This is a genomic window from Ureibacillus sp. FSL W8-0352 (assembly GCF_038004345.1).
In the GTDB taxonomy this organism is placed as follows: domain Bacteria; phylum Bacillota; class Bacilli; order Bacillales_A; family Planococcaceae; genus Ureibacillus; species Ureibacillus thermosphaericus.
Genome location: NZ_JBBOQT010000001.1, coordinates 1,906,572 through 1,932,862 on the forward strand (window position 1 = coordinate 1,906,572; position 26,291 = coordinate 1,932,862).

A 26,291-nucleotide genomic window follows, 5' to 3' on the forward strand; every position below is an offset into this window, starting at 1 on the left:
TTAGGTGTGTTTATTATTGCCAATTATTCTGAGTTTCCTTTCAATTGTTGTTGAGCCATTTGCACAAGACGTTTCGTAATTTCTCCACCAACTGAACCATTAGCTCGGGAAGAAGTATCTGGTGAAAGGTTTACGCCAAACTCTTGTGCAATCTCATATTTCATTTGATTCAATGCAGCTTCTGCCCCTGGGAATACTAGTTTGTTAGAACTACGATTTGTCATGTTGTTCACCTCCTTGTGCCATTAGAATGCTCAAGCTATAGCTTTTAATACTTTAGAAATGTAGGGAACATTGAGATTCACTGGAAAAAACAGATTATTTAAGTTGTAACATTATTACAATAGTGTCATATATTCTAATTTTTTCCTCCTAATCAGTATGTTAATATGTTAGTTAGTTAACGTTAACTTTAGGAGGAGCATTTCATGTATAAAATACGAGGGCATCATTTATTTTGCCTTGTTGGCTTTAGAGGTATGGGATATTCTAAAGAATTTGCGGAAAATATGAAGCGCATTCACCAAGAACTTAGGAAAAACCCCAAGACTTTAATTCACATCATCGAGGGCATCGATCAAATTTGTGAAAAATACCCAAACTGCGGAAAATATCATTGTCAAGATGAAAACATCTACATAAGAGATAAACAAATTTTGGAAAAGTTAGGGATACAGATTGGTCAAACTCTCACTTGGGAAGAAATTGAGTCTCGCATACAAAAATTCGCAACTCCTGAAGATATAGATATTCTTTGTGAAAGTTGTACATGGCGTTCCTATGGTGTATGTAAAGCAGGCATCCAAAGAATCTTAAATGGCGAAGGTTTATGGGAAGTAAATAAATAACCATTTATAAAAATCTCCTGGTGAGGAGATTTTTTATTTTATCTAAATATAAATACTATTTACATTTTTTCGAAATAACAAATTTCTTTGGATTTTAAAAATTCGTGCTAAACTATATCTATCTTAAATGTCCTTTTGGTGTAAACATTTGTATTTGTAAGCAAGATTTTAATCTTTGGAGGTTTTTATGAAAAAACTATTTCATACATGGAGTCAAATTAGCTTAGTCAAACGAATTTTAATCGGTTTAATTTTAGGTATTCTTCTAGCTATTACAATACCTGATACTTTCAGTTGGGTATCCATTTTCGGAAACTTGTTTGTCGGTGCATTAAAAGCCGTGGCACCAGTACTTGTATTGGTATTGGTTATTCAAGCAATCGCAAATCATCGAAGCGGAACAAAAACCAATATGAAATTTATTTTAATTCTTTATGCTATCGGTACTATTTCCGCTGGTGCAATCGGTGTCATTGCCAGCTTCCTTTTCCCAACGACACTGACATTAAAAATGAGTGCTGAAGATGTGTCTCCTCCAGAAGGCATCGCAGAAGTTTTTGAAACGTTGCTTTTTAATGTTGTTAGTAATCCGGTAAACGCTCTTATGAATGCAAATTACATTGGCATATTGGCTTGGGCCGTTCTTCTAGGAATTGCGCTTAAGAAAGCAGCAGATTCAACAAAAACCATGATTGACAATCTTTCAGAAGCAATTTCAACAATTGTGAGATGGGTAATTGAATTCGCACCTATTGGTATTATGGGGCTTGTCTTTGATGCGATAGCAACAAATGGTCTTTCCACATTAGTTGAATACGGAAAATTGCTAATCGTTCTTCTAGGCTGCATGTTCTTTGTTGCATTAGTTATAAACCCGCTCATCACATTTATTTTTACAAAGCAAAATCCATATCCGCTTGTATGGATGACATTAAAAGAAAGTGCAATTTTTGCGTTCTTTACACGTAGTTCTGCTGCAAACATTCCAGTCAATTTGGCATTATGTGAAAAATTAGGTTTAAATAAAGATACTTATTCTGTATCTATTCCATTAGGTGCCACAATTAATATGGCGGGAGCTGCAATTACAATCTCTGTATTAACGCTTGCAGCAAGCCATACACTAGGAATTGAAGTAGATGTAATGACCGCTATCATATTAGTAGTACTTTCTGCACTTTCTGCTGCAGGTGCTTCAGGTGTTGCAGGAGGATCGTTACTTTTAATTCCTGTCGCTTGTAGTCTTTTTGGAATTTCCAATGATATTGCCATGCAAGTTGTAGCTGTTGGATTCATCATTGGCGTATTACAAGATTCTTGTGAAACTGCATTAAATTCATCATCCGACGTACTATTTACAGCAACAGCTGAATGGGCAAAAGAGCGTAAATCAAATTAATAATAGAATATGTATAAATTATTAAGGCACTGCTCTCATTTCTTATTACAGAGCAGTGCCTTTAATCAAATTCGTCTATATCACCATATAATTCAACATGTTTTTCCAATCCCTAAGTTACCTCCCTAAGTAATCTTTTATTATTTTCCAATATCTTAATGACTTGTTGAAGGATTTTTTCTTCTACCATAGGGGTCGAATTAATTTCCTTCCTTATGATTTTGTTTAATTCTAAAATGGTACTAACTTCGAGACGATGCTTTTCAGCTAACTGAAATGCCCGCTCTAACTGACCGGTTATCATCAGCATTCCTCCTATTTTCCTTTTAATTATATTTTATGATGTTTTTTTATTTTTTTCACCTGTAATTAAAAGAATTTTCTTTAATATGAATAAATTATATCAAATTTGTTATAACCATTTAACTCCATTTACCAAATAGTTACAGAAAAGCTGAATACATCTCATAAATTGTAAGAAAATTGAATATAGAAATAGAGTAAATTCGTTTTATAAAGGGGGCCTTTCTTTGTATCGAAAACTAATTGGAATTACATTAACCCCATTGATCTTCTTTGGTGCTCACTCAATTGGTGGAGGTGCAGCAGCCCATGCAAATGAAGAAATTATCCCTGGAGCACATTCTGTAAAAGTTACTTATTTTGATGGACAAGATGATCGTTGGCTCACAACATTGAATCCTGAACAACTTGAAAAAGCTAACCTTTATGGTAACAATATGATAGCTCCCATTTATTGGGGTGACCCAGAAAAGGAAACAGGTTGGTTTCAAATGTATAAACCTGCAAAAATAACAGGCACTCAAGTAACTGGTTCATTTGATGATGCACAATTTGTCATTCGGGTACCTGACCAGTGGAATGGCAAATTAGTCGTTTCAGGCATTCCAGCCACAAGAAATGAAACCTCAACAGATCTTTTATTTAGCGATTTTGTTCTTGAAAAAGGATATGCTTTTGCAGCGATTGATAAAGGAACTCAAGGCACTGAAGTCGAAGGTGATCCATTGGCAAAAGTGAAAAATGCTTTAGTTGATGAAGATGATTCTGTTCGAGAATGGCATCTTCGTTTTAGACAAATTACTAAAGCTTCACATCAATATTTGATAAACAATTTTAGCGATCGACTTATTAACCCGAATGATGCTTCAAATCCTGCAAGCAAATTAATTCAGCCAGATCATAAAGTGCCGACATATGCCATTGGAATCTCAAATGGAGGTTATGTTGTTCGTTTCGCATTGGAAAATGATAACCCTGAAAAAACCGGAGAACCGCGACTTTTCGATGGCGGTGTAGACTGGGAAGGTGTTCTTTGGACAGAAAAAGCCCCTAATCTCATAAGTTCGTTAGTTTCTGTTGTCAACCATGCAGAAGAAGCCCTTTATGGTAGTGGAAAAGCAAAGGAACAAGCAATAAAAGAATTATATAAAGCAGGCGTTCCAAAAGGATCTGAAAAATTATGGGTTTATCATGACCAAATATATTGGTTTGTCACGTTAAACATTTATCGTGACCATTTTGATCCAACTGCACCTAATCGGATAGAATGGCCAAATTACTTAAGATTTGACGAAAACGGCTTACGTGATCGATCCTTTGACCATATTTTCAAAAACTATCAGTACAATCAAAGACGAAAATTAATCAAAGATAATATAAAAGAAATCGAAAATACAGGTAAGATTGAAGTCCCGTTAATCAGTATTACAGGATCATTAGATACGCTTATATTCCCAGAAATTCATGCAAAAGGATATGAAAAATTAGTGAAACGAGCGAAAAGAGAACATTTACATCGATTATATATTATAGAAAATGGTAACCATGTAGATGGACTCGTTTGGAATCCAGCAACAGATCCAGACAAAGAACTTCAACCATTGTTGCCGTATGCACATCAAGCATTTAATTTGTTGGTGGATTGGGTAGAACAAAATATCCAACCACCAGAAAGCAAGACGATTCCTGTTCCTCTTCATAATGAAAAAGTTATCGATATCAAAACAGGTAATGAAATTGAACCGTGCATAAAATAAGAGACCCAAATGATTGGGTCTTTTTTGTACTATTGGAAAAGCACATTTATGTTCTAATAGTGAATAAACTGTACTAATTCAATAACAACTTAAGAAAGGTAAGATCTCTATGGAAAGCGATCGAATAACAGACGGAACCTTTCAAAATTTGAGTCAAAAGAACATGACTTTCGAGCAAGTTTTCGACGCAATTGTACAGTTTATGAGAAAAGAACCAACCGGTAATTTTGTTTTAATGTTTGGAACAGATTCACAAGTATTTAGTAAAGAAACAAAATTTATTACCGGAATTGTCATTCAGCAAAAAGGAAAGGGCGTTTGGGCATGTTTTCGAAAAGTCATTGTCCCAAGGAGAATGACAAACTTACATGAACGTATTTCTTACGAAACCTCTTTAACCGAAGAAGTCGTTTCTTTATTTACAGAAGAAAAAATAGAGCAGTTAATAAATATCGTATTACCTTATGTATATAAAGGAGCTAGCTTCACCATTGAAGGACATATCGATATTGGAAGCGGAAATCGAAACAAAACAAGCGTCTTTGTCAATGAAATGATTGCGAGAATGAACTCCCTTGGAATTGAAGCAAAGATTAAACCAGACTCCTTTGTTGCAAGCACCTATGCCAATCGTTTTACAAAGAAATAACCATACAATGTATTCCTTGAATCATTCTATTATGAATATGATAAAATTGGAAAAAACACATGTGGAGGAATAGATATGTTACAAAATTTCGATGAACTCTTAAGAAAATATGCAAAACTATTAGTGTCAAAAGGAATAAATGTTCAATCTGGTGATTGGGTGAAAATAACAATTTCCGTTGAGCAAGCTCAACTCGCTCGACTTATTACAGAAGAGGCTTACGAATTAGGTGCTGAAAAAGTGATTATCAAATGGAATGATGATGAAATTACTAAATTACATTATCTTCATCAGCCTACAGAAGTACTAACGGACATTCCTCCATATGAAATTGAGGAATCAGAAGACCATGTGTTAAATAAGCGCGTTTCGAGACTTGCCATCCTTTCTAGCGATCCAAGTTTACTTGATTCAGCGGATCCAGCAAAAGTAGCTGCATTCCAAAAAGCAGCTAGTCAAGCCTTCCAAGTTCAACGAAAAGCAACACAAAATAACGATCTGAAATGGACCGTTGCAGCAGCTGCTGGCAACGCTTGGGCAAATAAAATGTTCCCACACTTAGAAACAACTGAAGCACAAGTCGATGCTTTATGGAATCAAATTTTTAAAACTTGCCGGGTATATGAGGACGATCCAATTGCTGCATGGGACAAACATATAAGTTTATTAAATGAAAAAGCAACAAAATTAAATGAATACCAATTTGATGCCCTGCATTTCAAAGCGCCAGGAACTGATTTTAAATTAGGGTTGCCAAAAAATCACATCTGGACAAGTGCAGAAAGTTATAATCCAAAAGGTGAGCAATTTATTGCCAACATGCCAACGGAAGAACTTTTCACAGCACCCGATACTCGCCGCATGGACGGAGTCGTTCGCAGCACGAAACCTTTAAGTTATGCAGGACAATTAATTGAAGGCATTGTAGCTCATTTTAAAGACGGAAAGATTGTGGATATTTCCGCAGAAAAAGGCGATGAAGTTATTAAAAAACTTGTATTTGAAAATGAAGGAGCTACCGGCTTGGGAGAAGTTGCACTTGTACCTGATCCTTCTCCAATTTCCCAATCGGGCGTAACATTCTTCAATACATTATTTGATGAAAATGCTTCAAATCACATCGCGATTGGTTCCGCCTACCCCTCTACAATAGAAGGTGGTACAAAAATGAGCGAAGAAGAATTGCGTGCCCAAGGTTTAAATATTTCAAACGTTCATGTGGACTTTATGATTGGTTCTGCAGAAATGGATATTGATGGAATAACACGAGATGGCTCCATCGTTCCTATTTTCCGCAAAGGCGATTGGGCATTCTAATACAAAAAATGAGACAGGGGAATTTGGGTTTACTCAAGTTCTCCTTTTATTTACTCCATACAATATCCATAGATTTAACTCATTATTCTTGAAATCACCTTTTTGTCAGTATATTGTTTTTATAATGCTTTTCACATTAATTTTGAATACATAGTGGAGGAAATTTAATGCAGCATTTAATCGATATTGGAGTTAATCTATTAGATAAACAATTCCAAAATGATCGAAGTGAAGTTATTGAACGTGCGCTTCAAAATGGAGTAGTTCAAATGATTGTTACTGGCACTAGTTTAAGGAACAGTAAACAGGGTTTAGAAATTGCAAAAGAATTTCCAAATGTGTTGTTTTCAACTGCCGGTATTCACCCCCACGATGCCAAAACTTTTACTAATAACACAATCGATGAGTTGGAACAATTAGCACAGTATGATGAAGTCGTTGCCATTGGTGAATGCGGTCTAGATTTCAATCGAATGTTTTCTCCCCAAGATATTCAAGAAGAGTGTTTTGAAGCCCATCTACATTTAGCAAGAAAACTTTCGATGCCTCTCTTTTTGCACGAACGTGATGCTCACAATCGTTTTTGCGAAATTTTTGCAAACTTTATGGATATGACCGAAAAATCGGTGGTCCATTGTTTTACAGGGAATAAAGAGCAAGTGAAAAAATACGTATCGATGGGATTCTATATAGGAATCACCGGCTGGATTTGTGATGAGCGCAGAGGGCAAGCCTTGCAAGATGCAGTAAAATACATACCACTTGACCGATTATTAATCGAAACAGACGCACCTTACCTTCTTCCTAGGAATATGGAAAATAGACCAAAAAATCGGCGAAATGAACCTTCCTTCTTGCCTCATATCGTAAATGAAATCGCTAAATTTATGGGCGTCAAACCGGAAGTGGTTGCGAAACATGCAACAGAGAATACACGTAAACTTTTCAATTTACCGGAACCTTCATTGGATATTTAGCAAATTCAAATTGATTTAACAAACATGATTGGAATAATCAGTATAATAAGCATCTGTTTTTTAACAAATTAATGAAGATAATCGAGTAGGAGGGAGCGATTAACTCCCGTCCTCTCACACCACCGTACGTACGGTTCCGTATACGGCGGTTCAATTAAGATAATTGACGCAAGTTTTCATAACTTCCGTGAATAGATGTTCTCTTTATGCCAGTGGTCACTCCACCCTCCAAGAGGACCCCCACGGGATTCACCGCTTCCTTCCTCAAGTGAGGTACTACGTTTTCTGTGTTCATCATGACTCACTGAATGCCAAGGGCTATTCTCTCTTAATTGTTCGGTCCTTCTTAGTAGTTCTAAACCAACTAATACTATGACCTCTGCTGACTTCTGACGGTTCAGCTACTTATCACTAAGTAGGTTATGAAGCGTACTTCACATATCCGCCAGACCTCCCCGGGTAAGAATGTAATCTTTCCTTCCATCTATCTGCTTCATTTACTCTGTACCACCTTTGGCAGAAAGGACTTTGTTTTGTTTAGCAAACTCATCCAATGATACCTAGCCTTATATGAAGTTCGTGTTCCTCAGACCGGAAGTTTGCCGCTCGCTTCCTTCAGATTCCGCGTCACCACGGACACCCTTGCGTTAAGCTAACTGTTACTTCTGCCTTCACAGTTCGGGACTTACACCCTATAGATTACACCCATGCCAGGCGCACTAAGAAAGGAGAATTTGTTTTTTGTTCAAATTCTCCTTTTTAAAAATGTAAACTTAATTTTACTATATAACCGTTTTGGAATCCGTCCATACTGGTTGACGTTTTTCAAAGAAAGCGCGAATTCCTTCTTGAGCATCTGGATGCTTACTATTTAGAGCAATTACTTCTGTAGCATAATTAAGTGCTTGGAAATCTTCCATATTAATTTGCTGATAAAATTGTCGTTTCCCTAGTTCAATGATATTTAAGCTTTGCTTCGTTACTTCCTTTGCTAATTTTTCTGTTTCGATATCTAGTAATTCAGGGGGAACCACTTTATTAACCAACCCATGTTGTAGCGCTTCTTCAGCAGAAATTGAGTTTCCTGTAAATAACATTTCCACTGCTTTTTTCCTTCCAATATTGCGGCTTAAAAATACTGCCGGGGTACTACAAAATAGTCCACTATTTATTCCGGGTGTTGCAAACTTAGCATCTTCACTAGCGATAGCCATATCACTTGCAGCAACTAATTGGCAACCAGCCGCAACCGCTGCTTTTTTTACCTTTGAAATAACAAGTTGCGGCAACTCTCGTATTGTTCGCATAACTATTTGACAAGTTTGGAAAAGTTTGAGTACTTCATTCTCTGTCATCGATTCAATCTCTCGCAAGCTATGACCCGCACAAAAAACTTTGTCTGAACCTTCAAAAACTACCACTTTCACCTCACGAGCTTTCGCAATTTGCTTCAAAAGATTGTCCAATTCTTCTAATAATGCCATCGTTAATGTGTTAAATTCCTGCATATTATCGATGGTAATATAGCCAATCTCCTCTGTTTGGCGGTATTGTAGATACCTCATTTCTCCACCCCTTTTCATTGATATCTTTATTTTGAATCTTCTGATATTTGAGGTCAAGATAAATCAGTTTACTTTTTTCTACAATTTTATTCTGTTACTTAGATTACTATATTGATTAAGCAGAGTTGTCCCAGTCCTCGCCTTTTCGCCTCACCACTTCCCCTTTATTCGTGCGTATAAATCGATTACTCCATTAATATCGACAAATGAACCCCTAACCAATTCATGAATATATTACTATTGTATGTATGCCTAATCTTACGTACGTTAGCGTTTATGTGGAGGGAGCGTATTCTATGTCAATGCCTAACATTCCAGACATCTCACCTAAGATTCGTATAGATCGTGAAGATGTCATCAACCTTTTATTAGCTTCTATTGCTTTAGAAGAAATCGGTTTAGCTCACATCATTAATGCAGAAGGTGAAAAAATTCAATTTGCAATTGAAAAGATGAACGAATCATGTTCTCATCTTCCAACTACTGCTGAATTAATCCTGAAAATTAACGACAGTGTTAATCATACTTTAATTACTGCAATCAAGAAGGAACTTTTATTAGATAATAAATTAAAACAAGTAATCGAATTACTGAAGAATAAGCATAGGTGTTATTAATTTTTCAACTATATTGTAATAAAATCTATGAAATTTGTTTATTGAATTAAGAATTGGGTTTTTCAACGCAAATAGGCTTTTATTCCTTATCTCCTTTTCAAGAAAGAATAGATTATTAACGACTGTATTACCAATGGTCATTAACTATTTAAGGTTCTTAGTTAATGCCATGGTGAGACATTTACATTTTAAAGGAAAGGAGTTATGGAATGTCTCAGCCCAATCTACCAAACATTACCCCCAATATAACCATTAGCAGAGCTGATGTCATAAACTTATTGCTTGCTTCCATTGCAATGGAAGAATTAAGTTTAGCTCATATTCTTAATGCTGAGGGTGAAAAAATCCAATATGCGTTAGGAACAATTCCGGGTATTTCTGGGCTATCACCAGCAGCAACGCTTGATGATCTGTTACAAGTTAATAGCAGTGTTCATGATACAATCGCAATGTCAATTAAGAAAGAATTATTATTGGACAATAAACTAAAGCAAGTTACAAAGTTAATTTCAACTGAGGGACCTACAGGACCGCCTGGACCTACTGGACCTACTGGACCTACTGGGCCAACAGGACCTCAAGGCGCTACTGGACCTACGGGACCTCAAGGTGCTACTGGACCAACTGGACCTACGGGACCTCAAGGTGCTACTGGACCAACTGGGCCTACGGGACCAATTGGACCGACTGGACCTACGGGACCTCAGGGCGCTACTGGACCAACTGGGCCTACGGGACCAATTGGACCGACTGGACCTACTGGGCCTACGGGACCTCAAGGTGCTACTGGACCAACTGGGCCTACGGGACCAATTGGACCGACTGGACCTACTGGGCCTACGGGACCTCAAGGTGCTACTGGACCAACTGGGCCTACGGGACCAATTGGACCGACTGGACCTACTGGGCCTACGGGACCTCAAGGTGCTACTGGACCAACTGGGCCTACGGGACCAATTGGACCGACTGGACCTACTGGGCCTACGGGACCTCAAGGTGCTACTGGACCAACTGGGCCTACGGGACCAATTGGACCGACTGGACCTACTGGGCCTACGGGACCTCAAGGTGCTACTGGACCAACTGGGCCTACGGGACCAATTGGACCGACTGGACCTACTGGGCCTACGGGACCTCAAGGTGCTACTGGACCAACTGGGCCGACTGGACCAACTGGGCCGACTGGACCAACTGGGCCGACTGGACCAACTGGGCCTACGGGACCAATTGGACCGACTGGACCTACTGGGCCTACGGGACCTCAAGGTGCTACTGGACCAACAGGGCCTACTGGACCTACGGGACCTCAAGGACCGACGGGACCGACGGGACCTACGGGACCTCAAGGACCGACGGGACCTACGGGACCTACGGGACCTCAAGGTGCTACTGGACCAACTGGACCGATTGGACCGACTGGGCCGACTGGACCTACGGGACCAATTGGACCGACTGGACCAACTGGACCTACGGGACCGACTGGGCCGACTGGACCGACTGGGCCGACTGGACCGACTGGACCTACGGGACCAACTGGACCTACGGGACCTACGGGACCAACTGGACCAACTGGACCAACTGGACCGACTGGACCGACTGGACCGACTGGACCTACGGGACCGACTGGACCTACGGGACCGACTGGACCGACTGGACCGACTGGACCGACTGGACCGACTGGGCCGACTGGACCTACGGGACCAACTGGACCAACTGGACCGACTGGACCTACGGGACCTACTGGACCTACGGGACCAACTGGACCTACGGGACCAACTGGACCGACTGGACCTACGGGACCGACTGGACCAAACTTTGCAGATGAAGGATTCTCGGCAGTTAGAACAGCAGCTAGTGTATCCACAGGTACTCAGCTTGGCAACTGGAGTGTAGCTCCACCATACTTTAATACAACTAGCTTTGATCCTACTACTGGTGTCTTTACAGTTCCAGCTACTGGAAGATACTCAATCGCAGCAACTATCAGCTATAGTACAACTGCAACTTTAACAGGAATCTTTGGTGGCGACCCAGCATTTGTAGTACGCAATATTACTACCGGCGATGATTTAATCGTAGGACTATTCCCAATTTTAAACATTGAACTTGCATTAGGTGTTGGTTTAAGAGCTATTCTTGGTAATGGAACAGTCACAATAGCAGGAGAAGTAGAACTTACTGCAAATGATAATATAGGTCTATTCTATGTAAATGATGGATTAACAATTAGCATAACCCTTGGCGGTGCTGACGCTCCAATCGTTTGGTCCATCCACCGAATCGCTTAAGCCAATCCATTTAAACTGCAGACTCACTTGAATCATTCAAGTGATCTGCAGTTTTTTTATGAAATCACTCATTCCAACACCAATTTTACTTAATTGAGAAACTAGTGATAGGTACTCACTAATTAATAATTCCATCATCAACGAAATCGTTGAAAATAGGCACAAATCTAACTTCTGTTCAATACACTAGAGAGTGTATGAGAGTACATTAAGCCACTTTGTATGGTTAAATTTTTAAGGAGGTCACTTTGAATGTCTTTGCCTACCATTCCGGATATTACTCCTGAGATTACATTAGATCGATGTAAAACCATCAATTTATTGCTTTCTTCAATTGCATTAGAAGAAATTGGACTTTCCCATATTTTGAATGCTGAAGCTGAAAAACTTCAAATGTTTATTAAAAAGTCTCCTTGCGATTTTCATAGCTACTTAAAAATCAACGAAAGTATTAATCAAACATTACGTACTGTTGTGAAATCACAAATCTTACTTCAATTTAAACTTGAAGATGTGGTAACACTAAATCAAAAATCTTGCTGTCATCCACGAAAACACTATAAATGTAAAGAATGCAAGGAAGACAAAGATTGTAAATGTAAACATCATCACTGTAAAGACTCGTTCGATTCTTCATTATGCTATTGCCCAAACAAAAAGAAAAAGGATTGTCATTGTTCAAAGTGTAAATCCGAAAAAAAATACGATCATTAATCGATATGCATTTTACGAGGGGGGTGAACAATGCAAGAAAATCATCAAGTTGAGTTGTTACAATCTTCACTAAACTTTTCAACATTCATTTATTCTTTTGCCCAATTCCTAATAAACTATTTTGAACGTCGCAATCAAACTCAAGAACTATCGGAAGAAGAACTACTTCAAAGTGAAACACAAGTAATCCAATCATTAGTATTAATTGAAAAATTACACATGCTGCTCTTTCTTCACTTTTATATTTATCGAACATACTTTTCTTACGAAGTAATAACACCTTCGTTTACGGACTCAAATAGAGAACTATTTGAAAAAATGCAAATGTTATTACAACAATATCCTTTTCTTCTTGAAGAACATCAAATGATTTCAGAAAAAACGGTTGCTCAGATTTTGAACTATTATTACATTCGTATTCATGAAGAAACCTATGAAGAATCAAATGATGACGAATCAAATCTCGTAACAATCATTTTGTCACCCTTACCTCCACCTTGGTTGGCAAACAATATGCAAATACCTCGGAAAAAGGAAGTGTAGGTTTATTGTCTTCCCCTTCAATTTCCCTTTGTATGATTGTTAAAGATGAAGCGGATTTTATTGAACAATGTTTAAAAAGTGTTCAAAAGATTGTGCAAGAAATAATTATTGTTGATACTGGTTCAACCGATAAGACAATAGATATATGTAAAAAATATAATGCGACCGTGTTTTCATATGCATGGAATGATCATTTTGCAGAAGCGCGAAACTTCGCCCTATCCAAGGCAACAGGGAATTGGATTTTATGGCTCGATGCAGATGAGGAATTGGAAACTGGCCATGAACAATTGCTAATGGAAGTTTTAAAGAATTCCACTACTACAATGTATTTAATGCCAGTAATGAATTATTACGGTGAATCGTTTCCAGTTGATCGGGAAAAAGCTTTTATATATTATCAACCACGTTTATTTCAAAACCATAAAGGCATCCAATTCTATAATCGGATTCATGAAGCCCCTATTTTTCCTAATCCTCATGATTCCAGTTACACAACCGATTATTTAGAGATTCCAATTCATCATTATGGATATATTGACAAATTAACCACCAAGCGTAATAAAGCAGAACGGAATCTACAACTTATTCAAGAGGAGTATAAAAATCCAAACCATAGTCCCTGGATTGAATACCATTTAGCAAATGAATATTATCGTAGAGGAGATTATAATAAAGCTTTTGATTATTTAAATGAATCCATTTTGCGTTTTTTACTAAACGGAATTAAGCCTCCATCTATTCTCTACCGTTTAAAATATGGAATTCTCGTTGATACAAATAGTTTTGATAATGCATTAGAAGGAATAGAAAAAGCCATTGCTTTATATCCTGATTATGTAGATTTACATTTTTTAAGAGGATTAATATTTTATCAAACCAACAATTATGAAGAGGCTTTAGCATGTTTTGAAAAATGTCTCGAGCTTGGAGAACATAACTCTAAATATTTAATATTAAAAGGAACTGGAAGCTTTAAAGCAGAACATTATAAACAACTTTGTATAGAAAAATTAAGACCGTCTCAAAAACAATAAATAAAAAATTTAGGCTGTATCGATTTGATACAGCCTGTTTTATTTTTCATTGTTTTGTTCTTCGAAATACTTTTTGAAAAATTCTTCATTATAAAGCACTGATGGATCATTCGGACGATATTCTTTTGCTTTTTTATTATATTCGACTGCCAATTCTTTATCCCCTTTATGCCAATGACAAACGCAAAGCTGTAAGTATGGATACCAAGTAGAATATGGTTTTTGTACAATACCTTGTATGTTTGATGTGTCTACCATTAAAGCAAACTGATACCACATAATCGCTTTATCGTAGAGTTTTCTTTCTAGATACAAATCACCCATTCGACAAGATACTTCTGGTCTTGGTACATCGTATTGTATCGAACGGATTAACGTCTCGATTTCTTTTTCTATGTTTCCTAAGCTTCTATAACAAAAAGCCATATTAATACATGCACGGATTTTTTCTTCTTCCCAACCATCTTTATGATTTATAAATCTTTCGTAATATTCAATTGCTTTTTCATACTGGCCGTGATCTTTTAATTCATTGCTATAATAAAATAGATCTCTTGGTGTGAATTTTTCTCCTTTTTCTAAAAGTTTTTCATAAATTTTTAAATTCCGATCATTCCGTTCTTCCTTTTTTTCTTTTCGATGAGTAATCGCAACATCAGATTGGAGTAATCGCCCTCTAACTTCTAAGTATTCATGAACAGCTCCTTTCCAAACAAAATTTTTCTCTCTTTTGGCTAATCGAAATCTTCTAAAGCTATAGATAGGGTTATTGTACTCATCAAAAGCAAGATGATACACCATTGACACCGCATCAACCTCGCTTGTTAATTGTTCTTTTAATTTTTTAAATTTTTGTCGGTCTTCTTCTAACATAACATCATCGGCATCTAGCCAAAATATATAATCCATTGTGGCATGTTTAAAAGAAAAATTTCTCGCTGCTGAAAAATCATCAAACCACTCAAAATCTAATACTTTATCAGTGAATCTTTTTGCAATTTCCTTTGTGTTGTCGGACGAGCCCGTATCAACAATAACGATCTCATCAACAAGGTCTTTTACGCTATTTAAGCAACGCTCTAGTACGTTTTCTTCATTTTTGACGATCATACACAAGCTTATTGTAACCATGCATCAACCCTCCACATTTACAGAATTCATATTAGTATATGACTGAGTAAAATGATGTGAACAGGCTAATTTTTCAATTCTATAGGCATTTGTTACATTTCGTTATAACGAGTTACAGAGGGGTGATGTGGTAAGTATTTTTTAGAAAGTCACTTTACAAAAATGCTAACCCTTCTCAATTGCCAAAACCGCAATCATAATCACAAAAAAAGGACATAGCCCCAAAAAGCTAAGCCCTCTGTATAATTTTATTCCCCATTACACCATTTCTTCCATACTGATGAAGATATTGCATTCTATATCTATAAATTGGTTAAAATTTTTCGCCCCTCCAACAGCAGAAGGAAGCTTATCTTTCATACGTTCTGGATAAATAGGTTTCGGCTTTACAATCTAAAACTCTTCTTTCCCTTATATCATCAGCTTGATGACAAATTCCTACTCATCAACCATTTCTACTCTTGTTTGACTGAAGATGAATCCTATCGCTCGCATAATGAAAATGGTTGTTTCATCTTCATCTCCTTGAAGCATTGCATTTAACGGACGATATTGAGTCAGAAGTTAAAAAATTAAATCAGTTTTTCAATTAGTTCCCGATTTCGTTTATAGAAGACCTCATTATGCGAAGATACCATGCCAATAGCTTCTGCATCCGGTTGAACAAACACTTTCGCCTTATTTACTGCGTTGATTGCATCTTGAAATGCACCAGCGATCATGTGAACTTTTCCTTCATAATCAACTGCATCCCCCACTGCATAAAGCCCTGGGATGTTCGTTTCACAATATATATTCGCTTTAATGTAGTGCTCATTTGCGAATTCAATCTGTAACGGACTATTTTCAAGTAAAGTTTTTTCTCTTACATATCCATGATTCACAACCACTTCATCTACATTTAAATAAGTAATTTCTCCTGTCTGATTATTCGTTAATTCCACTTTCTCAATGGACATACCATCTTGGCTTGGAATTAATTTAGTGATTTCTGTATAGAAATAACATTCAACCGAGCTGTTCAATAATTGTGATACTTGTGCTTCATGGGCATTCAATTGACCTTTTCTATATGTTAAATAAACTTTTTTCGCAATCGGCTCCAACTCATTGCACCAATCAACTGCTGTATGTCCTCCACCTGAAACGATTACAATCTTATCTTTAAATTTTTTTAAAGATTTAATTGTATAATTTAAATTGGAACTATAAAATTTAGAAGCCCCTTCCACTTCAAGCTTCTGAGGGTTGATTATGCCACCTCCAATTGCTACGATTACCGTTTTTGAAAAATGAGTATGTCCTTTATCTGTTTTTATTTCGAATATACCTACTTCATTTTTAGAAATTTCCGTTGCTTTTTCTCCTATCACAACAGTTGGATCAAAAGTCGTTGCTTGTTCTATCAATTGTTGAATTAATTTCTCACCTGTAATTGGCGTTAATGCACCAACATCCCAAATTAGTTTTTCAGGATAAACATTTATTTTACCCCCTAAGTAGTTTTGGGATTCAATGATTTTCGTTTTCATTTCTCTTAAACCGCAGTAAAATGCGGAAAATAAACCACTAGGTCCTCCCCCAATAATTGTCACATCATATAAATTGTGTGTTTCCATTATGTATCCTCCTGGGTGAAATTAAAAACGATAATGATTATCAATTTCGTTTAGAATTTTATCACACAAAAATAAACTTTTGAATGGATAATTTAAGAGAAAATGAACAATATTAAAAGGAATTTTCTCCTAATAAATAATCAAACCTTAGTGAGTTCTTGCTTATTTTTTGCATTATTCAATTGTTGATTCCTCTTTTTGTATAATCATTAACTTTTTTTCAACAGGCTACTACCAATAAATTTCCAACATGTCCCTTCATTACAAGTTGTCCGCAATAAAATAGCTGAACCTTTATTGATTCAGCCAATCATCTTTATATTAATAAAATAGATTATTCTTTTCCGTTTTGGTCTCTCTTTGTTAAATAATTGGCTTTATGGAATAAATCCTTTACAATCGCAGCTGCTCCTGCTACTAATATCCCTTGAATCACCGCTTCAATAATAAATCCATAATACCCGATACAAAATGCAATTCCGAGAACAACTTGTACCCAAGGAGTGACCCATGGCGGAACTTTTGGCGTTCGATTCAAAAACAATCCAAGTAGATAAAGTACCGGAATGATAATAACTGACTCAGGATATATATAATTTTCTAATATAATAATTTCCATCTTTCATCCCTCTTCTTATTGAAAGTTAATAGAGTAAAACCTCTAAAGTATTCCTCTTATCATTTTATGTGTAAGACAAAAAAACGGTTTAGGATGATTCACTACTTACGAACCAGAACATAGAAAAGTTATTAATTCGTTAGAAGGATGAAAGTTTTTGAATCAATTTTTATTAGTCAAAATTATAGGTTTCATTAATATAAATTTCTTCCTACTAGGTTATTACTTTTTCAACTATCTCCACACAAATTCACTCCAGAAAATTTACTGAATTTTTCAAATCTATAATACTACCACTCATTGTGACATGATTAAACGAAGGTTACAATGAATTTATGAAGGAAAAATGTAAACGATTCTTATGAGAAGATGACTATTTTCTGGTACAAATAAACCATAGCAATTTAAATTGATTTAATGCAATAATACTCATTTAATAATACAGATTATCCAAAATTTTTCATATATATCCTTAAAGTTAGTCTAATTTACTGATATAATAGAATTACAATTTATGACATCTATACTCGTTCAAAGTATAGATGCTAAAAGGGGTATTTTAAAATACATACAAAGGGGATTATGCAAGGATATATATCCAGGGGGAGTGAATATGAGTAAATTATTACGTTCAAATGTTGCAAAAAAGGCACTGATGAAAGTTCAAAATGTCGCATCCAAAGTTAGAAGCGTCTGGGACCATGAAAAAACAATTGAAGAACAAATAAATCAAATTCGTACTGTATTGGATCAAGAACTTGCCCGAGATGAATACCTTGTTATCGTTGATGAAAATGGTTTAGGTTATATTCATACGAACCGCTTAAGAGAAGGTTCATCCTTCACCGATGAAGTGGGTTTGGCTGCTGCCAAAACTAATACAGGACTATTGCAAATTTATCCAAGAGATACGGGAGAAATACTTATTGATGCATCGTGCCCACTGTTAACAGATAAGAATGGGAAACGCTTTAATCTGAGAATGGGTAGACTAGTTCAACGACCTTTTATTGGGGCAATATTTGGAAGTTTAATTACCTTGTCCAGTATAGTTCCTGCTATCATTGCTTATTTTTTAAGCAATGATTTATCTATGACAACAAGTGTCCTCATTGGAACAGCAATTGTTACGGTTATTTTTAGTTTAATTTTTTATACTATCATAATGAAAAATTTGCGAGAATGGTATAGCGTTACAAAAAAAATATCCTCTGGCAACTTGAGTGCACAAATTGAAAAAGTAGGTCTTCGCAATGAATTTCACCAAATCGGTTATGAAATCAATAAAATTATTTTAGGGATTCGTGCGATGATTGATGAATTTAAACATGCCGCGGAAACTGTGGAACGAATTAGTAAAGAACAAGAAGAAGAAACACAACGCATTTCGACAACTTTTGAAGAATTATCAGCAGCTGTCCAAACTTTCCGTAGTGGTGCAGAAACCCAACGTTACTCAATCACTAACGCCAACGAAATGGTAGAAATGATGATGAATCAAGTACAAGAAATGCAAGAAGAAGTTGAGAAAGCTGTGGTAGGTGCAGATGATGCATTACAAGATGCGAGTAAGGGACAAGAAGCCATTCAAATTGCCCGCAGCCAAATGGCAAAAATTCAAACTGAAGTTGCTAACTCTGCAGCGAAAATCCGCAAAATCACTCAAGAAGCAAATGCTGTGAAGGATAAAGTTGCCTCCATTACAAGAATTGCCAAACAGACAAATTTACTTGCACTTAACGCTTCCATTGAAGCTTCTCGGGCTGGTGAAGCGGGGAGCGGTTTTGCAGTTGTTGCGAATGAAGTTCGAAAACTCGCTGAAGGAACGAATGAATTTGCAGAAGAAATTATGACATTATTAGAAAAAACATATAAAGATTTAGAAACTACTGTAGCTCAAGTTGAAGATAATGTGAAGGCTATTCATGAAGGGATGGAAGCCGTTTCTCAAACAGATCAAGTCATAGAACAATTAATTCAAACAACGCTTTCAACAAAAAATTTAGTATTAAATAATAGAAAATTTGTTGATCTTGTTCATGAAGACGGAAACAAACTACAGGAGATTATGCAGCAAGTGAATACAATTGCAGAAGATTTTACAAATATGGTTGTAGCTACAAATGAAAGCGTAGATATTCAAATGGAAAGCATAAATGCACTCGCTCAAAATGCTACAAAACTAGCGGAAGAAGCTATTCATCTTAGCCGCATAATTAATCGTTTTCATTATTAAAAAATGCCAGGCACATGCCTGGCATTCTTCATTTCCTTGCAATCTATTTAGATTGTTAATTCATTTGTTGTTTTTGAACAAATCCCTTTACTTTATCTTGGATTTCTTCTACTAATGATGAAAGGGCATTATTTTCTTCCTTTTTTCCTTTAGAACCGTTTTTATTCCCCTTCGATCCTTTTCTTCCTTGTTTTTTGTTCCCTTTTGAACCTTTCTCTCTTTGCTTATCTCCTTTTGATCCGCCGCTTTTGTTCCCTTTTGAGCCTTTGCTTCCTTGTTGTTTATTTCCCTTTGAACCTTTCTCTCTTTGCTTATCTCCTTTTGATCCGCCGCTTTTGTTCCCTTTTGAGCCTTTGCTTCCTTGTTGTTTATTTCCCTTTGAACCTTTCTCTCTTTGCTTATCTCCTTTAGAGTCGTTTTTATTCCCCTTTGAGCCTTTGCTTTTTTGTTTATCTCCTTTAGAACCTCCACTTTTATTTCCTTTTGAACCTTTACTTCCTTTTTTATTTCCTTTGGATCCACCTTTGCTGCCATTCGATTTCTTATTTTTTACCGCGATTGTTGTTTGAATTAACTCTGGGTCTTCAATTGGATTGTTATACATATATTGAATTAAATCATTCTCTTTAGCAATTTCAACTAGTTTCCTAACATCATCAACAATTAAAGTACTAATGATAATCCCCTCCAAACACAATGATTTGTTCTTTATAGTTTATGTAATTTATTTCAAACACTTTAGGTGATTTACCAATATAAAGAGGCATTTTCAGGAGGCATTTGTGTGGAAACTTATTTTATTGAAATATCAAAAAGCGATTTGAAAAAACTATATAAAAATATTTGGACAGAACATTATTTTTTTGCCCAACTAACAATCAATAGCCAAAGTTATGACATTCAAATTAGTTTGAGAGGAAATCAACTTCGAAAACATAAAAAAAAGTCTTATCATATCATATTTGAACATCCCCATCTAATGGACGGTCACCATGAAATCCATTTAAATGCGGAGTTTAATGATCCTTCTTTGATTCGAAATAAATTATCTTTTGATTTCTTTCAAAAAATCGGTGTTCTCTCTCCAAATTCCAACCATATTCAATTGTTCATCAATGGGAAAAGTGAAGGAGTATATCTAGCCATTGAGTCTTTTGATGAGTACTTCTTAAAGAAGAGAAATTTGCCGGATGGTTCAATCTATTATGCTACGAATGATGATGCCAATTTCTCTTTATATACGCCTGAAGGATATATAAAAAAATCATTAATGGATGGTTATACAACAAAATATTCCTTTCAGGAAGAAGAACATCTAATAAAAATGTTAGTCATTATTAACACTTATCCTAAAGATAAATTTAATGAAGAAATAGTGAAAGTATTAGATATTGAAAAATATTTACTGTGGCTTGCTGGGGCAGTTTGCACGCAAAATTTTGATGGATTTATTCATAATTATGCTTTATATCATAATAGTGAAACTCAACTATTTGAAATCTCCCCATGGGATTATGATGGTTCATGGGGAAGGAACTTACACGGAGAGCCCCTTGAACTTGAATATGTACCAATTTGGGGATACAACACATTAACTGCTCGTATATTAGAAAACGAGCATTTTAAACAAAAGTATCGTCGGATTTTAGAAAGCATACTACACAAACAATTTATTCCTTCTGCAATTAAACCCCAAATTGAACAACTGCAAGCTCTAATTCTGCCCTATATCGAAAAAGATCCATATATAAAACATAACGAAAAAATTTTCATGAGTGAAAAAGAATATATTCTACAATTTATTGAAAAGCGTAATCAATTTTTATCGGACCAACTTGAATCACTATTATAAGCATTTCTCCTCCTCTAATTAGGATGAATTCCTTAGCAACTAGAGGAGGAGCATGAATATGAGTGTAATTTTTAATTTCCTACACCTCATCATTTCATTCAGAACGCTATTATAAGATAAGAAGTATCCACAAATATAAACTGAGCAAGCTCACCATGAGTGTAACTGGTATGATTAAAATTGTAACGCTAATATATTTTCCCCAAGTTATTTTAATTCGATGTTTTTTTAATAAAAACATCCAAAGAAGTGTAGCTAATGTACCGATTGGAGTTAATAATGCACCAATGTCGCTTCCCATAACATTAGCTAGATATGCAACTTGCATTAATAATGGATTCAATTCCATTTCTGTAATCGAAAGTGTTCCAATCATCACGGCAGGCAAATTATTAAAAATATTGGAAAGAGCAGTAGTTAATAATCCCATAATCATTGTTGCATTAAATGTACCTTGTTCAATAAACTCTTTAAAATTTAAAATAATCAATGTGTTTAATCCTACATTTTTCAATCCATATACGAGTACATACATGCTAAAGGCAAAAATTAATATATGCCACGGAGAATTGATAATTACATCTTTTATTCCGACTCTCATTTTTAACCAACGAATCGTAATTAATATGAATGCTCCAAATAATCCAATCAACTCTAATGGAATACCAAATGGTGAAAGAACAAAAAATGCCCCTCTTGTAATGACGACTACGGCAATGCATATTTTAAATAAATTTTTGTCTAATTCAGATTGAGCTGATGGATCAAGGGGATGAGTAAAGATATTCGACGGTTTATCATTGAAAGTTAGTAATCCTAATTGTTTCGGAATATGGTTTCTAAAAAGTAAATACAATAATAAACTCATTGTTAAAATGCCTATCATCGATGGAATAAACATAATTTTTACGTAGCTATTTAAATCTAAACCAACTATTTTTAATGCGATTAAATTCGAAATATTGCTTACAGCAATCGGCGCACTAGATGCTGTTGCAATCAGCGCCCCAGAAATTAAATAGGGGATATACTGAGGTGGTTTAAGTGCTAAATACTTGATGATGTGGATAATGATAGGAGTTGTTATGAGTATGCTTCCATCATTATTAAATAACATAGTCATAAAAAAACATAACAAATTGGTATATATATAAAGCCTAAGCCCTGAATTATTCGATTTTAATATGATATTTTGAGCAATCCACTTAAAAAAACCAATACTCTCCAATACAATGGACATCATAATAGTAGAAAGTATTGTAAGTGAGGGGCCACTTACAATACTTAGTATACTTTTAAGATCCTCATAGCTTACAAATCCTAGTATGACAATAATCGCAGCCCCTATTGTAATGGGAATCGTTTCATTGATTCCTTTAGGTCTCCATAGCATTATACCTATGGAGATTAAAAAAATGGTTAACATTAATATTGTAGAATAATCTACCATTTAAACAGCCGCCTTAGATTGTTCATAAGTTGATTGATCTGTTTCTATCACTGTTTCTTCTTTTACTGGCGAAGGTGGTTGCAAAAATAATTTATAAAATAAGACACCCACAATTGAGAAGTAAAGGAGCATCATATTCGTTTTCCCTCCTTCTCCTATCAACCTTAATAATAACTTCTCTCCTTTAACTGCAAATACATCTTCTCAGCATGTTTCATGATCGCTCGATATTGGTTTTCGATGTGATACATTCTTTCTGCAAATTTCATTAATGCATAGTACTGATATTTTAAAAGTCGCTTATTATCTTCCATTAACATTTTTACAGGTTCGTGTATGAATTCTGATTCTTCACTGGAAGATGTACACTCAATTGGTTCCATGATTTCTTCAACGATTTCTTCTGCATCATCTATTTGTTGGGCTGCAATTATCTTTCCGGATACTGGTTGAATTTCATACACATCTTCAGATAATTGTTGTATTTCTTCTGACGGTTCTAATAAATTTTTGATTTCGAAATCTTCTTTTTCTGCAATCTTTACAGTATTTTCGATTAAACTCATTTCTGTTTTTTTTAATTCTTGATCTTCATAAAATAATTCAGTTTGTTCCTTCTCTTTACTTGGACTATGCGATTCCATCGTCATATCTTCCCAAGTACATTCTTGTATTGGAGAATTGAATTTTACCTCATGGAAGAATGGTCTTTTTTGGGTTTTTTTGGAGTTTTTGCTTGAAATAGCTAATGTGTTTTCTTGCTGTTTTGTTGGATTGTTTTCGATATTTTGGAGGGTCGCTTCTAGTTTTGATGGTGGTTCTTGGAGGATATTTTTCGATGTTGCAGTGATTTGTGCTAACCTTTCGTCTTGGAGGGTTTCTTCATTTTGTGATGGAGATGATTCTTCAAGTTGATTTTCTTGTGTTATTGTCGCCGTTAAATCGTCTATATTCATATCTGATGTTGTATCTTGCTGTTCATCTTCATTTGTCTTTGGAAAAAGCTGTTTTACCTTTTCTTTAATTGCATCTGATATAGCTTTCTTTTGCTCCTCAGTTAGTTGCCCATCCTCTGAAGTCAAATTGGATGTTGGTAAATTAGTCAATGCTGTATTGGCAATTCCATTAGCCTCTAGATTTATAATTTGGTTTTCATCGATTTGTTCATTGAGAATACTTGTAATCTGTGACTTTAAAATATAGTATTGATTCTCTCCGTTAATCAACACGATATAATCTTCATAAACATTGCTGAGCACTCCTGAAAAGCTTTTATTGCCAAAACTATTAACAGTAATCCATTGTAAATACATTATTTTTAATATTTCTTCCAACTTAAATCTGTTAAGTGAAGTGTTACTAAATCCCTTATTTATGACACTTGATTCTTTTGCGTTTTTCGATAATGCTTTGATTTGGGTGATAGGGAAATATATTACATTTTCGTTGACTTTAACAATTAAATGGTCTTCTTGAACACTTAATAAAGTACCTTGAATGGATTGATTTTCAGCTAAAAATAAGCCAATCTCTAAACCTTCAAGACCTTTTATTGTATCTAACAAAAATTCAGCATTCAACATTAGGGCCTCCTTTTTAATGCAATCCGCACGAAGTCTCCCCTTTTAATTTGTTATTAGTTATTTTCTTCATCTTGCTTTTCAGGTTTCTTTTCTGGTTTTGGTCCATAACTCACATTTCGAATATGGAACATTGCCACGCGGATTACTTCTTCATTTTTTACAATTGTTATAAAATCATCAAATACTTCTTCTAATACACCTTCCACTGACTCAGGTCCACCGCGGTTAATTTTAACCCATTTATGACGTAATTCATTTAATACGGATCTGAAATCCATGAAACTAGCAAATGGATAATCTTCAGGAACTTCAACATTCAACTTCATGCCATTTCTTGAATCTTGAGTAATACTCTTGATATGTTGATATTTGTAAAATACTATTCCATCTTCTTCTGTCAACAATGCGAAATAATCAGATTGAGCAGAAAATACTTTACCAACCCTAGACTCAGGCCCACCGCGATCTACTCTAACCACTTTGTTCAATAAAGAAAGCATTAACTCCCTATTCATTCTTGTTCCTCCCATTATAAAATTCATTATTATTTATACGTGTAAACGTAAAAAGGTAATTAGTTATCCGCCTAAACATCGTTAATTTATTGAGGATTTGCGTTATGTTATTGTATGAAAGAACATGTAAATCTGACAAAACAAATTCAAATTAATTAAAGAAGCTGGGACAAAACTTAAAAACATCATTTTCTCTTTTGAGAAGGGTAGTGACCCCTAAAAGTTAGAGTCAAAATCTAACTTTTGGATGCAGAACCTTTCTCTTTTAGAAAATGATGTTTTTTTTCTCTTCTAGTAATTTCTATAAGAAGTCAATTAACTTTCAATTATGAAAATAAACAAAAACTCGTAATATTTACCCAAGTATCATTTCATTCCTTACATATTCTATTTTCAGATAAATAGAAAGGAGGAGTATTTTTGAGTCGGCGTAATCGAAGTTTAGACTCCATTACTAACCAGAGTGTGAATCTTTTAATAGATAGTGTCCTAAAAAGACACGGAGTAAAACTAAGAAAGCCAAGATTAAGCGCACAAGAAAAAAGAAAGTTAAAAAATTTACTAATGGATTTAGAAAGTAATGTGAACAAACTAGTAAAAACAATTAAAAAATAGCAATCTACTGTCAAAAAGGAGGAATGAATGAATGGGTAACAGCAAAGTATGGCGTGGAAATATGCCTTCTGTTGAAGGTATTGATATGACGAGAAGAAATGAACATAGAAGATGGAGTGCTTTAGACCCTTCCTCTGCACATCCATTAGATCGTGATATGAATAATTTGGAAGGTGCAATCGAAAATATCCAAGAATCATATGAGCAAATTATTGTCATTGATTCAGCTGATGTAGAAATCACTACAACAGATACGCAAGCAGCATTATCTCTTCAAGTTGCATTGCAAGCTGCAATTAGCTTAGTTATTAGCATTTCAATAGGTGGCAGCAGCAGAGATGCTGAAAGAATCACACAAGAATTAATTGCCAATGTAAAATCAAAACAAATCAATAGACAACAAACTTATGTTGAAAATTCTAGAGGTGTAAGAATTACAACTACTGATAATGATTTAATTGTTAACATTCAATTATTACTACAAATTTTAATTGCTTTACTAGTAAGAATTGATGTTCTCTAATTTCTAAAATAAGGAAGTAGCAAAGTTAAATATGAAATAAAACATTTATAAAATGAAAGTGCAGCACTTTGCTAACATCCGCAAAAGCTGCACTTATTTATTGCAAGTGAATAGAAAGAATTTACTTCAAATGG

Annotated in this window: 27 protein-coding genes; 15 read left to right on the plus strand and 12 right to left on the minus strand. The window is 35.4% G+C overall.

Annotation, left to right across the window (positions count from 1 at the left end; all coding sequences use genetic code 11):
* Positions 1 to 23: 23 nt before the first annotated feature.
* Positions 24 to 224, minus strand: a complete 201-nt coding sequence (locus NST98_RS09735; protein ID WP_016837937.1) for an alpha/beta-type small acid-soluble spore protein — start codon at positions 222 to 224, stop codon at positions 24 to 26.
* Between the two features lie 204 nt (positions 225 to 428).
* Here NST98_RS09735 and NST98_RS09740 point away from each other — a divergent pair, with 204 nt between their 5' ends.
* Together NST98_RS09740 and sstT are read left to right on the plus strand one after the other, a co-directional pair.
* The gene (locus tag NST98_RS09740) at positions 429 to 848 is read left to right on the plus strand and encodes a DUF1284 domain-containing protein (RefSeq protein ID WP_016837938.1); all 420 of its coding nucleotides are present in this window, start codon (positions 429 to 431) and stop codon (positions 846 to 848) included.
* A 187-nt stretch (positions 849 to 1,035) separates the two neighbouring features.
* Positions 1,036 to 2,247, plus strand: coding sequence for a serine/threonine transporter SstT (sstT, locus tag NST98_RS09745; protein ID WP_340715017.1), 1,212 nt, complete (start codon positions 1,036 to 1,038; stop codon positions 2,245 to 2,247).
* A gap of 112 nt (positions 2,248 to 2,359) precedes the next feature.
* Here the strand turns inward: sstT and NST98_RS09750 are convergent, their stop codons facing one another.
* On the minus strand, positions 2,360 to 2,551 hold the full coding sequence (locus NST98_RS09750) for an ABC transporter permease (protein WP_340435903.1): 192 nt from the start codon (positions 2,549 to 2,551) through the stop codon (positions 2,360 to 2,362).
* Between the two features lie 226 nt (positions 2,552 to 2,777).
* On the opposite strand from NST98_RS09750, the gene NST98_RS09755 reads away from it, so the two are divergent.
* From NST98_RS09755 to NST98_RS09770, 4 genes are all read left to right on the plus strand, one after another.
* Positions 2,778 to 4,307, plus strand: coding sequence for an alpha/beta hydrolase (locus NST98_RS09755; RefSeq protein ID WP_340715018.1), 1,530 nt, complete (start codon positions 2,778 to 2,780; stop codon positions 4,305 to 4,307).
* Positions 4,308 to 4,416: 109 nt separating this feature from the next.
* Complete coding sequence (locus NST98_RS09760) at positions 4,417 to 4,956, plus strand: ribonuclease H-like YkuK family protein (protein ID WP_016837942.1); 540 nt, start codon at positions 4,417 to 4,419, stop codon at positions 4,954 to 4,956.
* 75 nt (positions 4,957 to 5,031) lie between these two features.
* Positions 5,032 to 6,273 (plus strand): aminopeptidase, encoded by a 1,242-nt coding sequence (locus NST98_RS09765; protein WP_340715019.1) that lies wholly within the window; start codon positions 5,032 to 5,034, stop codon positions 6,271 to 6,273.
* Positions 6,274 to 6,440: 167 nt separating this feature from the next.
* The gene (locus tag NST98_RS09770; protein WP_340715020.1) at positions 6,441 to 7,250 is read left to right on the plus strand and encodes a TatD family hydrolase; all 810 of its coding nucleotides are present in this window, start codon (positions 6,441 to 6,443) and stop codon (positions 7,248 to 7,250) included.
* Positions 7,251 to 7,404: 154 nt separating this feature from the next.
* Here the strand turns inward: NST98_RS09770 and NST98_RS09775 are convergent, their stop codons facing one another.
* Together NST98_RS09775 and NST98_RS09780 are read right to left on the minus strand one after the other, a co-directional pair.
* Entirely contained in the window at positions 7,405 to 7,548 is a 144-nt protein-coding gene (locus NST98_RS09775) for a hypothetical protein (protein WP_339287845.1), read from the minus strand.
* 484 nt (positions 7,549 to 8,032) lie between these two features.
* Positions 8,033 to 8,815, minus strand: coding sequence for an enoyl-CoA hydratase-related protein (locus tag NST98_RS09780; protein ID WP_340436701.1), 783 nt, complete (start codon positions 8,813 to 8,815; stop codon positions 8,033 to 8,035).
* A gap of 296 nt (positions 8,816 to 9,111) precedes the next feature.
* Here NST98_RS09780 and NST98_RS09785 point away from each other — a divergent pair, with 296 nt between their 5' ends.
* From NST98_RS09785 to NST98_RS09805, 5 genes are all read left to right on the plus strand, one after another.
* Positions 9,112 to 9,432 carry a hypothetical protein gene (locus NST98_RS09785; RefSeq protein WP_016839178.1) on the plus strand — a complete coding sequence of 107 codons (321 nt, stop codon included), beginning with the start codon at positions 9,112 to 9,114 and terminating at the stop codon, positions 9,430 to 9,432.
* A gap of 209 nt (positions 9,433 to 9,641) precedes the next feature.
* The gene (locus NST98_RS17305) at positions 9,642 to 11,720 is read left to right on the plus strand and encodes a collagen-like triple helix repeat-containing protein (RefSeq protein WP_445684039.1); all 2,079 of its coding nucleotides are present in this window, start codon (positions 9,642 to 9,644) and stop codon (positions 11,718 to 11,720) included.
* A gap of 252 nt (positions 11,721 to 11,972) precedes the next feature.
* Positions 11,973 to 12,434, plus strand: coding sequence for a hypothetical protein (locus tag NST98_RS09795; protein WP_340715021.1), 462 nt, complete (start codon positions 11,973 to 11,975; stop codon positions 12,432 to 12,434).
* A gap of 30 nt (positions 12,435 to 12,464) precedes the next feature.
* Positions 12,465 to 12,977 (plus strand): hypothetical protein, encoded by a 513-nt coding sequence (locus tag NST98_RS09800; RefSeq protein ID WP_096549648.1) that lies wholly within the window; start codon positions 12,465 to 12,467, stop codon positions 12,975 to 12,977.
* 32 nt (positions 12,978 to 13,009) lie between these two features.
* Positions 13,010 to 14,014, plus strand: a complete 1,005-nt coding sequence (locus NST98_RS09805; RefSeq protein ID WP_340715022.1) for a glycosyltransferase — start codon at positions 13,010 to 13,012, stop codon at positions 14,012 to 14,014.
* Between the two features lie 39 nt (positions 14,015 to 14,053).
* On the opposite strand, the gene NST98_RS09810 is transcribed toward NST98_RS09805, so the two are convergent.
* From NST98_RS09810 to NST98_RS09820, 3 genes are all read right to left on the minus strand, one after another.
* A complete protein-coding gene (locus tag NST98_RS09810; RefSeq protein WP_340715023.1) occupies positions 14,054 to 15,145 on the minus strand; it encodes a tetratricopeptide repeat-containing glycosyltransferase family 2 protein in 1,092 nt (363 codons plus the stop codon).
* A 572-nt stretch (positions 15,146 to 15,717) separates the two neighbouring features.
* Complete coding sequence (locus NST98_RS09815) at positions 15,718 to 16,764, minus strand: NAD(P)/FAD-dependent oxidoreductase (RefSeq protein WP_340715024.1); 1,047 nt, start codon at positions 16,762 to 16,764, stop codon at positions 15,718 to 15,720.
* 334 nt (positions 16,765 to 17,098) lie between these two features.
* Complete coding sequence (locus tag NST98_RS09820; protein ID WP_340715025.1) at positions 17,099 to 17,383, minus strand: phage holin family protein; 285 nt, start codon at positions 17,381 to 17,383, stop codon at positions 17,099 to 17,101.
* A gap of 613 nt (positions 17,384 to 17,996) precedes the next feature.
* Here NST98_RS09820 and NST98_RS09825 point away from each other — a divergent pair.
* A complete protein-coding gene (locus NST98_RS09825) occupies positions 17,997 to 19,619 on the plus strand; it encodes a methyl-accepting chemotaxis protein (RefSeq protein ID WP_340715026.1) in 1,623 nt (540 codons plus the stop codon).
* A gap of 55 nt (positions 19,620 to 19,674) precedes the next feature.
* Here the strand turns inward: NST98_RS09825 and NST98_RS09830 are convergent, their stop codons facing one another.
* Positions 19,675 to 20,310, minus strand: coding sequence for a hypothetical protein (locus NST98_RS09830; protein ID WP_340715027.1), 636 nt, complete (start codon positions 20,308 to 20,310; stop codon positions 19,675 to 19,677).
* 93 nt (positions 20,311 to 20,403) lie between these two features.
* On the opposite strand from NST98_RS09830, the gene NST98_RS09835 reads away from it, so the two are divergent.
* Positions 20,404 to 21,471, plus strand: coding sequence for a CotH kinase family protein (locus NST98_RS09835; protein WP_016839168.1), 1,068 nt, complete (start codon positions 20,404 to 20,406; stop codon positions 21,469 to 21,471).
* A 109-nt stretch (positions 21,472 to 21,580) separates the two neighbouring features.
* Here the strand turns inward: NST98_RS09835 and NST98_RS09840 are convergent, their stop codons facing one another.
* The 4 genes from NST98_RS09840 to NST98_RS09855 are packed head-to-tail and all read right to left on the minus strand — an operon-like array spanning position 21,581 to position 25,019.
* Complete coding sequence (locus tag NST98_RS09840) at positions 21,581 to 22,921, minus strand: ArsB/NhaD family transporter (RefSeq protein ID WP_016839167.1); 1,341 nt, start codon at positions 22,919 to 22,921, stop codon at positions 21,581 to 21,583.
* Positions 22,922 to 23,056 carry a hypothetical protein gene (locus tag NST98_RS09845; protein WP_016839166.1) on the minus strand — a complete coding sequence of 45 codons (135 nt, stop codon included), beginning with the start codon at positions 23,054 to 23,056 and terminating at the stop codon, positions 22,922 to 22,924.
* Between the two features lie 29 nt (positions 23,057 to 23,085).
* Positions 23,086 to 24,504 (minus strand): hypothetical protein, encoded by a 1,419-nt coding sequence (locus tag NST98_RS09850; RefSeq protein ID WP_340715028.1) that lies wholly within the window; start codon positions 24,502 to 24,504, stop codon positions 23,086 to 23,088.
* A 53-nt stretch (positions 24,505 to 24,557) separates the two neighbouring features.
* A complete protein-coding gene (locus tag NST98_RS09855) occupies positions 24,558 to 25,019 on the minus strand; it encodes a hypothetical protein (RefSeq protein WP_016839164.1) in 462 nt (153 codons plus the stop codon).
* Positions 25,020 to 25,439: 420 nt separating this feature from the next.
* On the opposite strand from NST98_RS09855, the gene NST98_RS09860 reads away from it, so the two are divergent.
* Together NST98_RS09860 and NST98_RS09865 are read left to right on the plus strand one after the other, a co-directional pair.
* Positions 25,440 to 25,634, plus strand: coding sequence for a hypothetical protein (locus NST98_RS09860; protein WP_016839163.1), 195 nt, complete (start codon positions 25,440 to 25,442; stop codon positions 25,632 to 25,634).
* A gap of 79 nt (positions 25,635 to 25,713) precedes the next feature.
* A complete protein-coding gene (locus NST98_RS09865; protein WP_408647331.1) occupies positions 25,714 to 26,157 on the plus strand; it encodes a spore coat protein in 444 nt (147 codons plus the stop codon).
* Positions 26,158 to 26,291 lie beyond the last annotated feature (134 nt).

What these genes read in the sequence shown, in the direction of transcription:
- NST98_RS09735 (WP_016837937.1), bottom strand. Translation starts at nt 224, where the DNA reads ATGACAAATCGTAGTTCTAACAAACTAGTATTCCCAGGGGCAGAAGCT.
- NST98_RS09740 (WP_016837938.1), top strand. Translation starts at nt 429, where the DNA reads ATGTATAAAATACGAGGGCATCATTTATTTTGCCTTGTTGGCTTTAGA.
- sstT (WP_340715017.1), top strand. Translation starts at nt 1,036, where the DNA reads ATGAAAAAACTATTTCATACATGGAGTCAAATTAGCTTAGTCAAACGA.
- NST98_RS09750 (WP_340435903.1), bottom strand. Translation starts at nt 2,551, where the DNA reads ATGATAACCGGTCAGTTAGAGCGGGCATTTCAGTTAGCTGAAAAGCAT.
- NST98_RS09760 (WP_016837942.1), top strand. Translation starts at nt 4,417, where the DNA reads ATGGAAAGCGATCGAATAACAGACGGAACCTTTCAAAATTTGAGTCAA.
- NST98_RS09765 (WP_340715019.1), top strand. Translation starts at nt 5,032, where the DNA reads ATGTTACAAAATTTCGATGAACTCTTAAGAAAATATGCAAAACTATTA.
- NST98_RS09770 (WP_340715020.1), top strand. Translation starts at nt 6,441, where the DNA reads ATGCAGCATTTAATCGATATTGGAGTTAATCTATTAGATAAACAATTC.
- NST98_RS09775 (WP_339287845.1), bottom strand. Translation starts at nt 7,548, where the DNA reads ATGATGAACACAGAAAACGTAGTACCTCACTTGAGGAAGGAAGCGGTG.
- NST98_RS09780 (WP_340436701.1), bottom strand. Translation starts at nt 8,815, where the DNA reads ATGAGGTATCTACAATACCGCCAAACAGAGGAGATTGGCTATATTACC.
- NST98_RS09785 (WP_016839178.1), top strand. Translation starts at nt 9,112, where the DNA reads ATGTCAATGCCTAACATTCCAGACATCTCACCTAAGATTCGTATAGAT.
- NST98_RS17305 (WP_445684039.1), top strand. Translation starts at nt 9,642, where the DNA reads ATGTCTCAGCCCAATCTACCAAACATTACCCCCAATATAACCATTAGC.
- NST98_RS09795 (WP_340715021.1), top strand. Translation starts at nt 11,973, where the DNA reads ATGTCTTTGCCTACCATTCCGGATATTACTCCTGAGATTACATTAGAT.
- NST98_RS09800 (WP_096549648.1), top strand. Translation starts at nt 12,465, where the DNA reads ATGCAAGAAAATCATCAAGTTGAGTTGTTACAATCTTCACTAAACTTT.
- NST98_RS09805 (WP_340715022.1), top strand. Translation starts at nt 13,010, where the DNA reads ATGATTGTTAAAGATGAAGCGGATTTTATTGAACAATGTTTAAAAAGT.
- NST98_RS09810 (WP_340715023.1), bottom strand. Translation starts at nt 15,145, where the DNA reads ATGGTTACAATAAGCTTGTGTATGATCGTCAAAAATGAAGAAAACGTA.
- NST98_RS09815 (WP_340715024.1), bottom strand. Translation starts at nt 16,764, where the DNA reads ATGGAAACACACAATTTATATGATGTGACAATTATTGGGGGAGGACCT.
- NST98_RS09820 (WP_340715025.1), bottom strand. Translation starts at nt 17,383, where the DNA reads ATGGAAATTATTATATTAGAAAATTATATATATCCTGAGTCAGTTATT.
- NST98_RS09825 (WP_340715026.1), top strand. Translation starts at nt 17,997, where the DNA reads ATGAGTAAATTATTACGTTCAAATGTTGCAAAAAAGGCACTGATGAAA.
- NST98_RS09840 (WP_016839167.1), bottom strand. Translation starts at nt 22,921, where the DNA reads ATGGTAGATTATTCTACAATATTAATGTTAACCATTTTTTTAATCTCC.
- NST98_RS09845 (WP_016839166.1), bottom strand. Translation starts at nt 23,056, where the DNA reads ATGATGCTCCTTTACTTCTCAATTGTGGGTGTCTTATTTTATAAATTA.
- NST98_RS09850 (WP_340715028.1), bottom strand. Translation starts at nt 24,504, where the DNA reads ATGTTGAATGCTGAATTTTTGTTAGATACAATAAAAGGTCTTGAAGGT.
- NST98_RS09855 (WP_016839164.1), bottom strand. Translation starts at nt 25,019, where the DNA reads ATGAATAGGGAGTTAATGCTTTCTTTATTGAACAAAGTGGTTAGAGTA.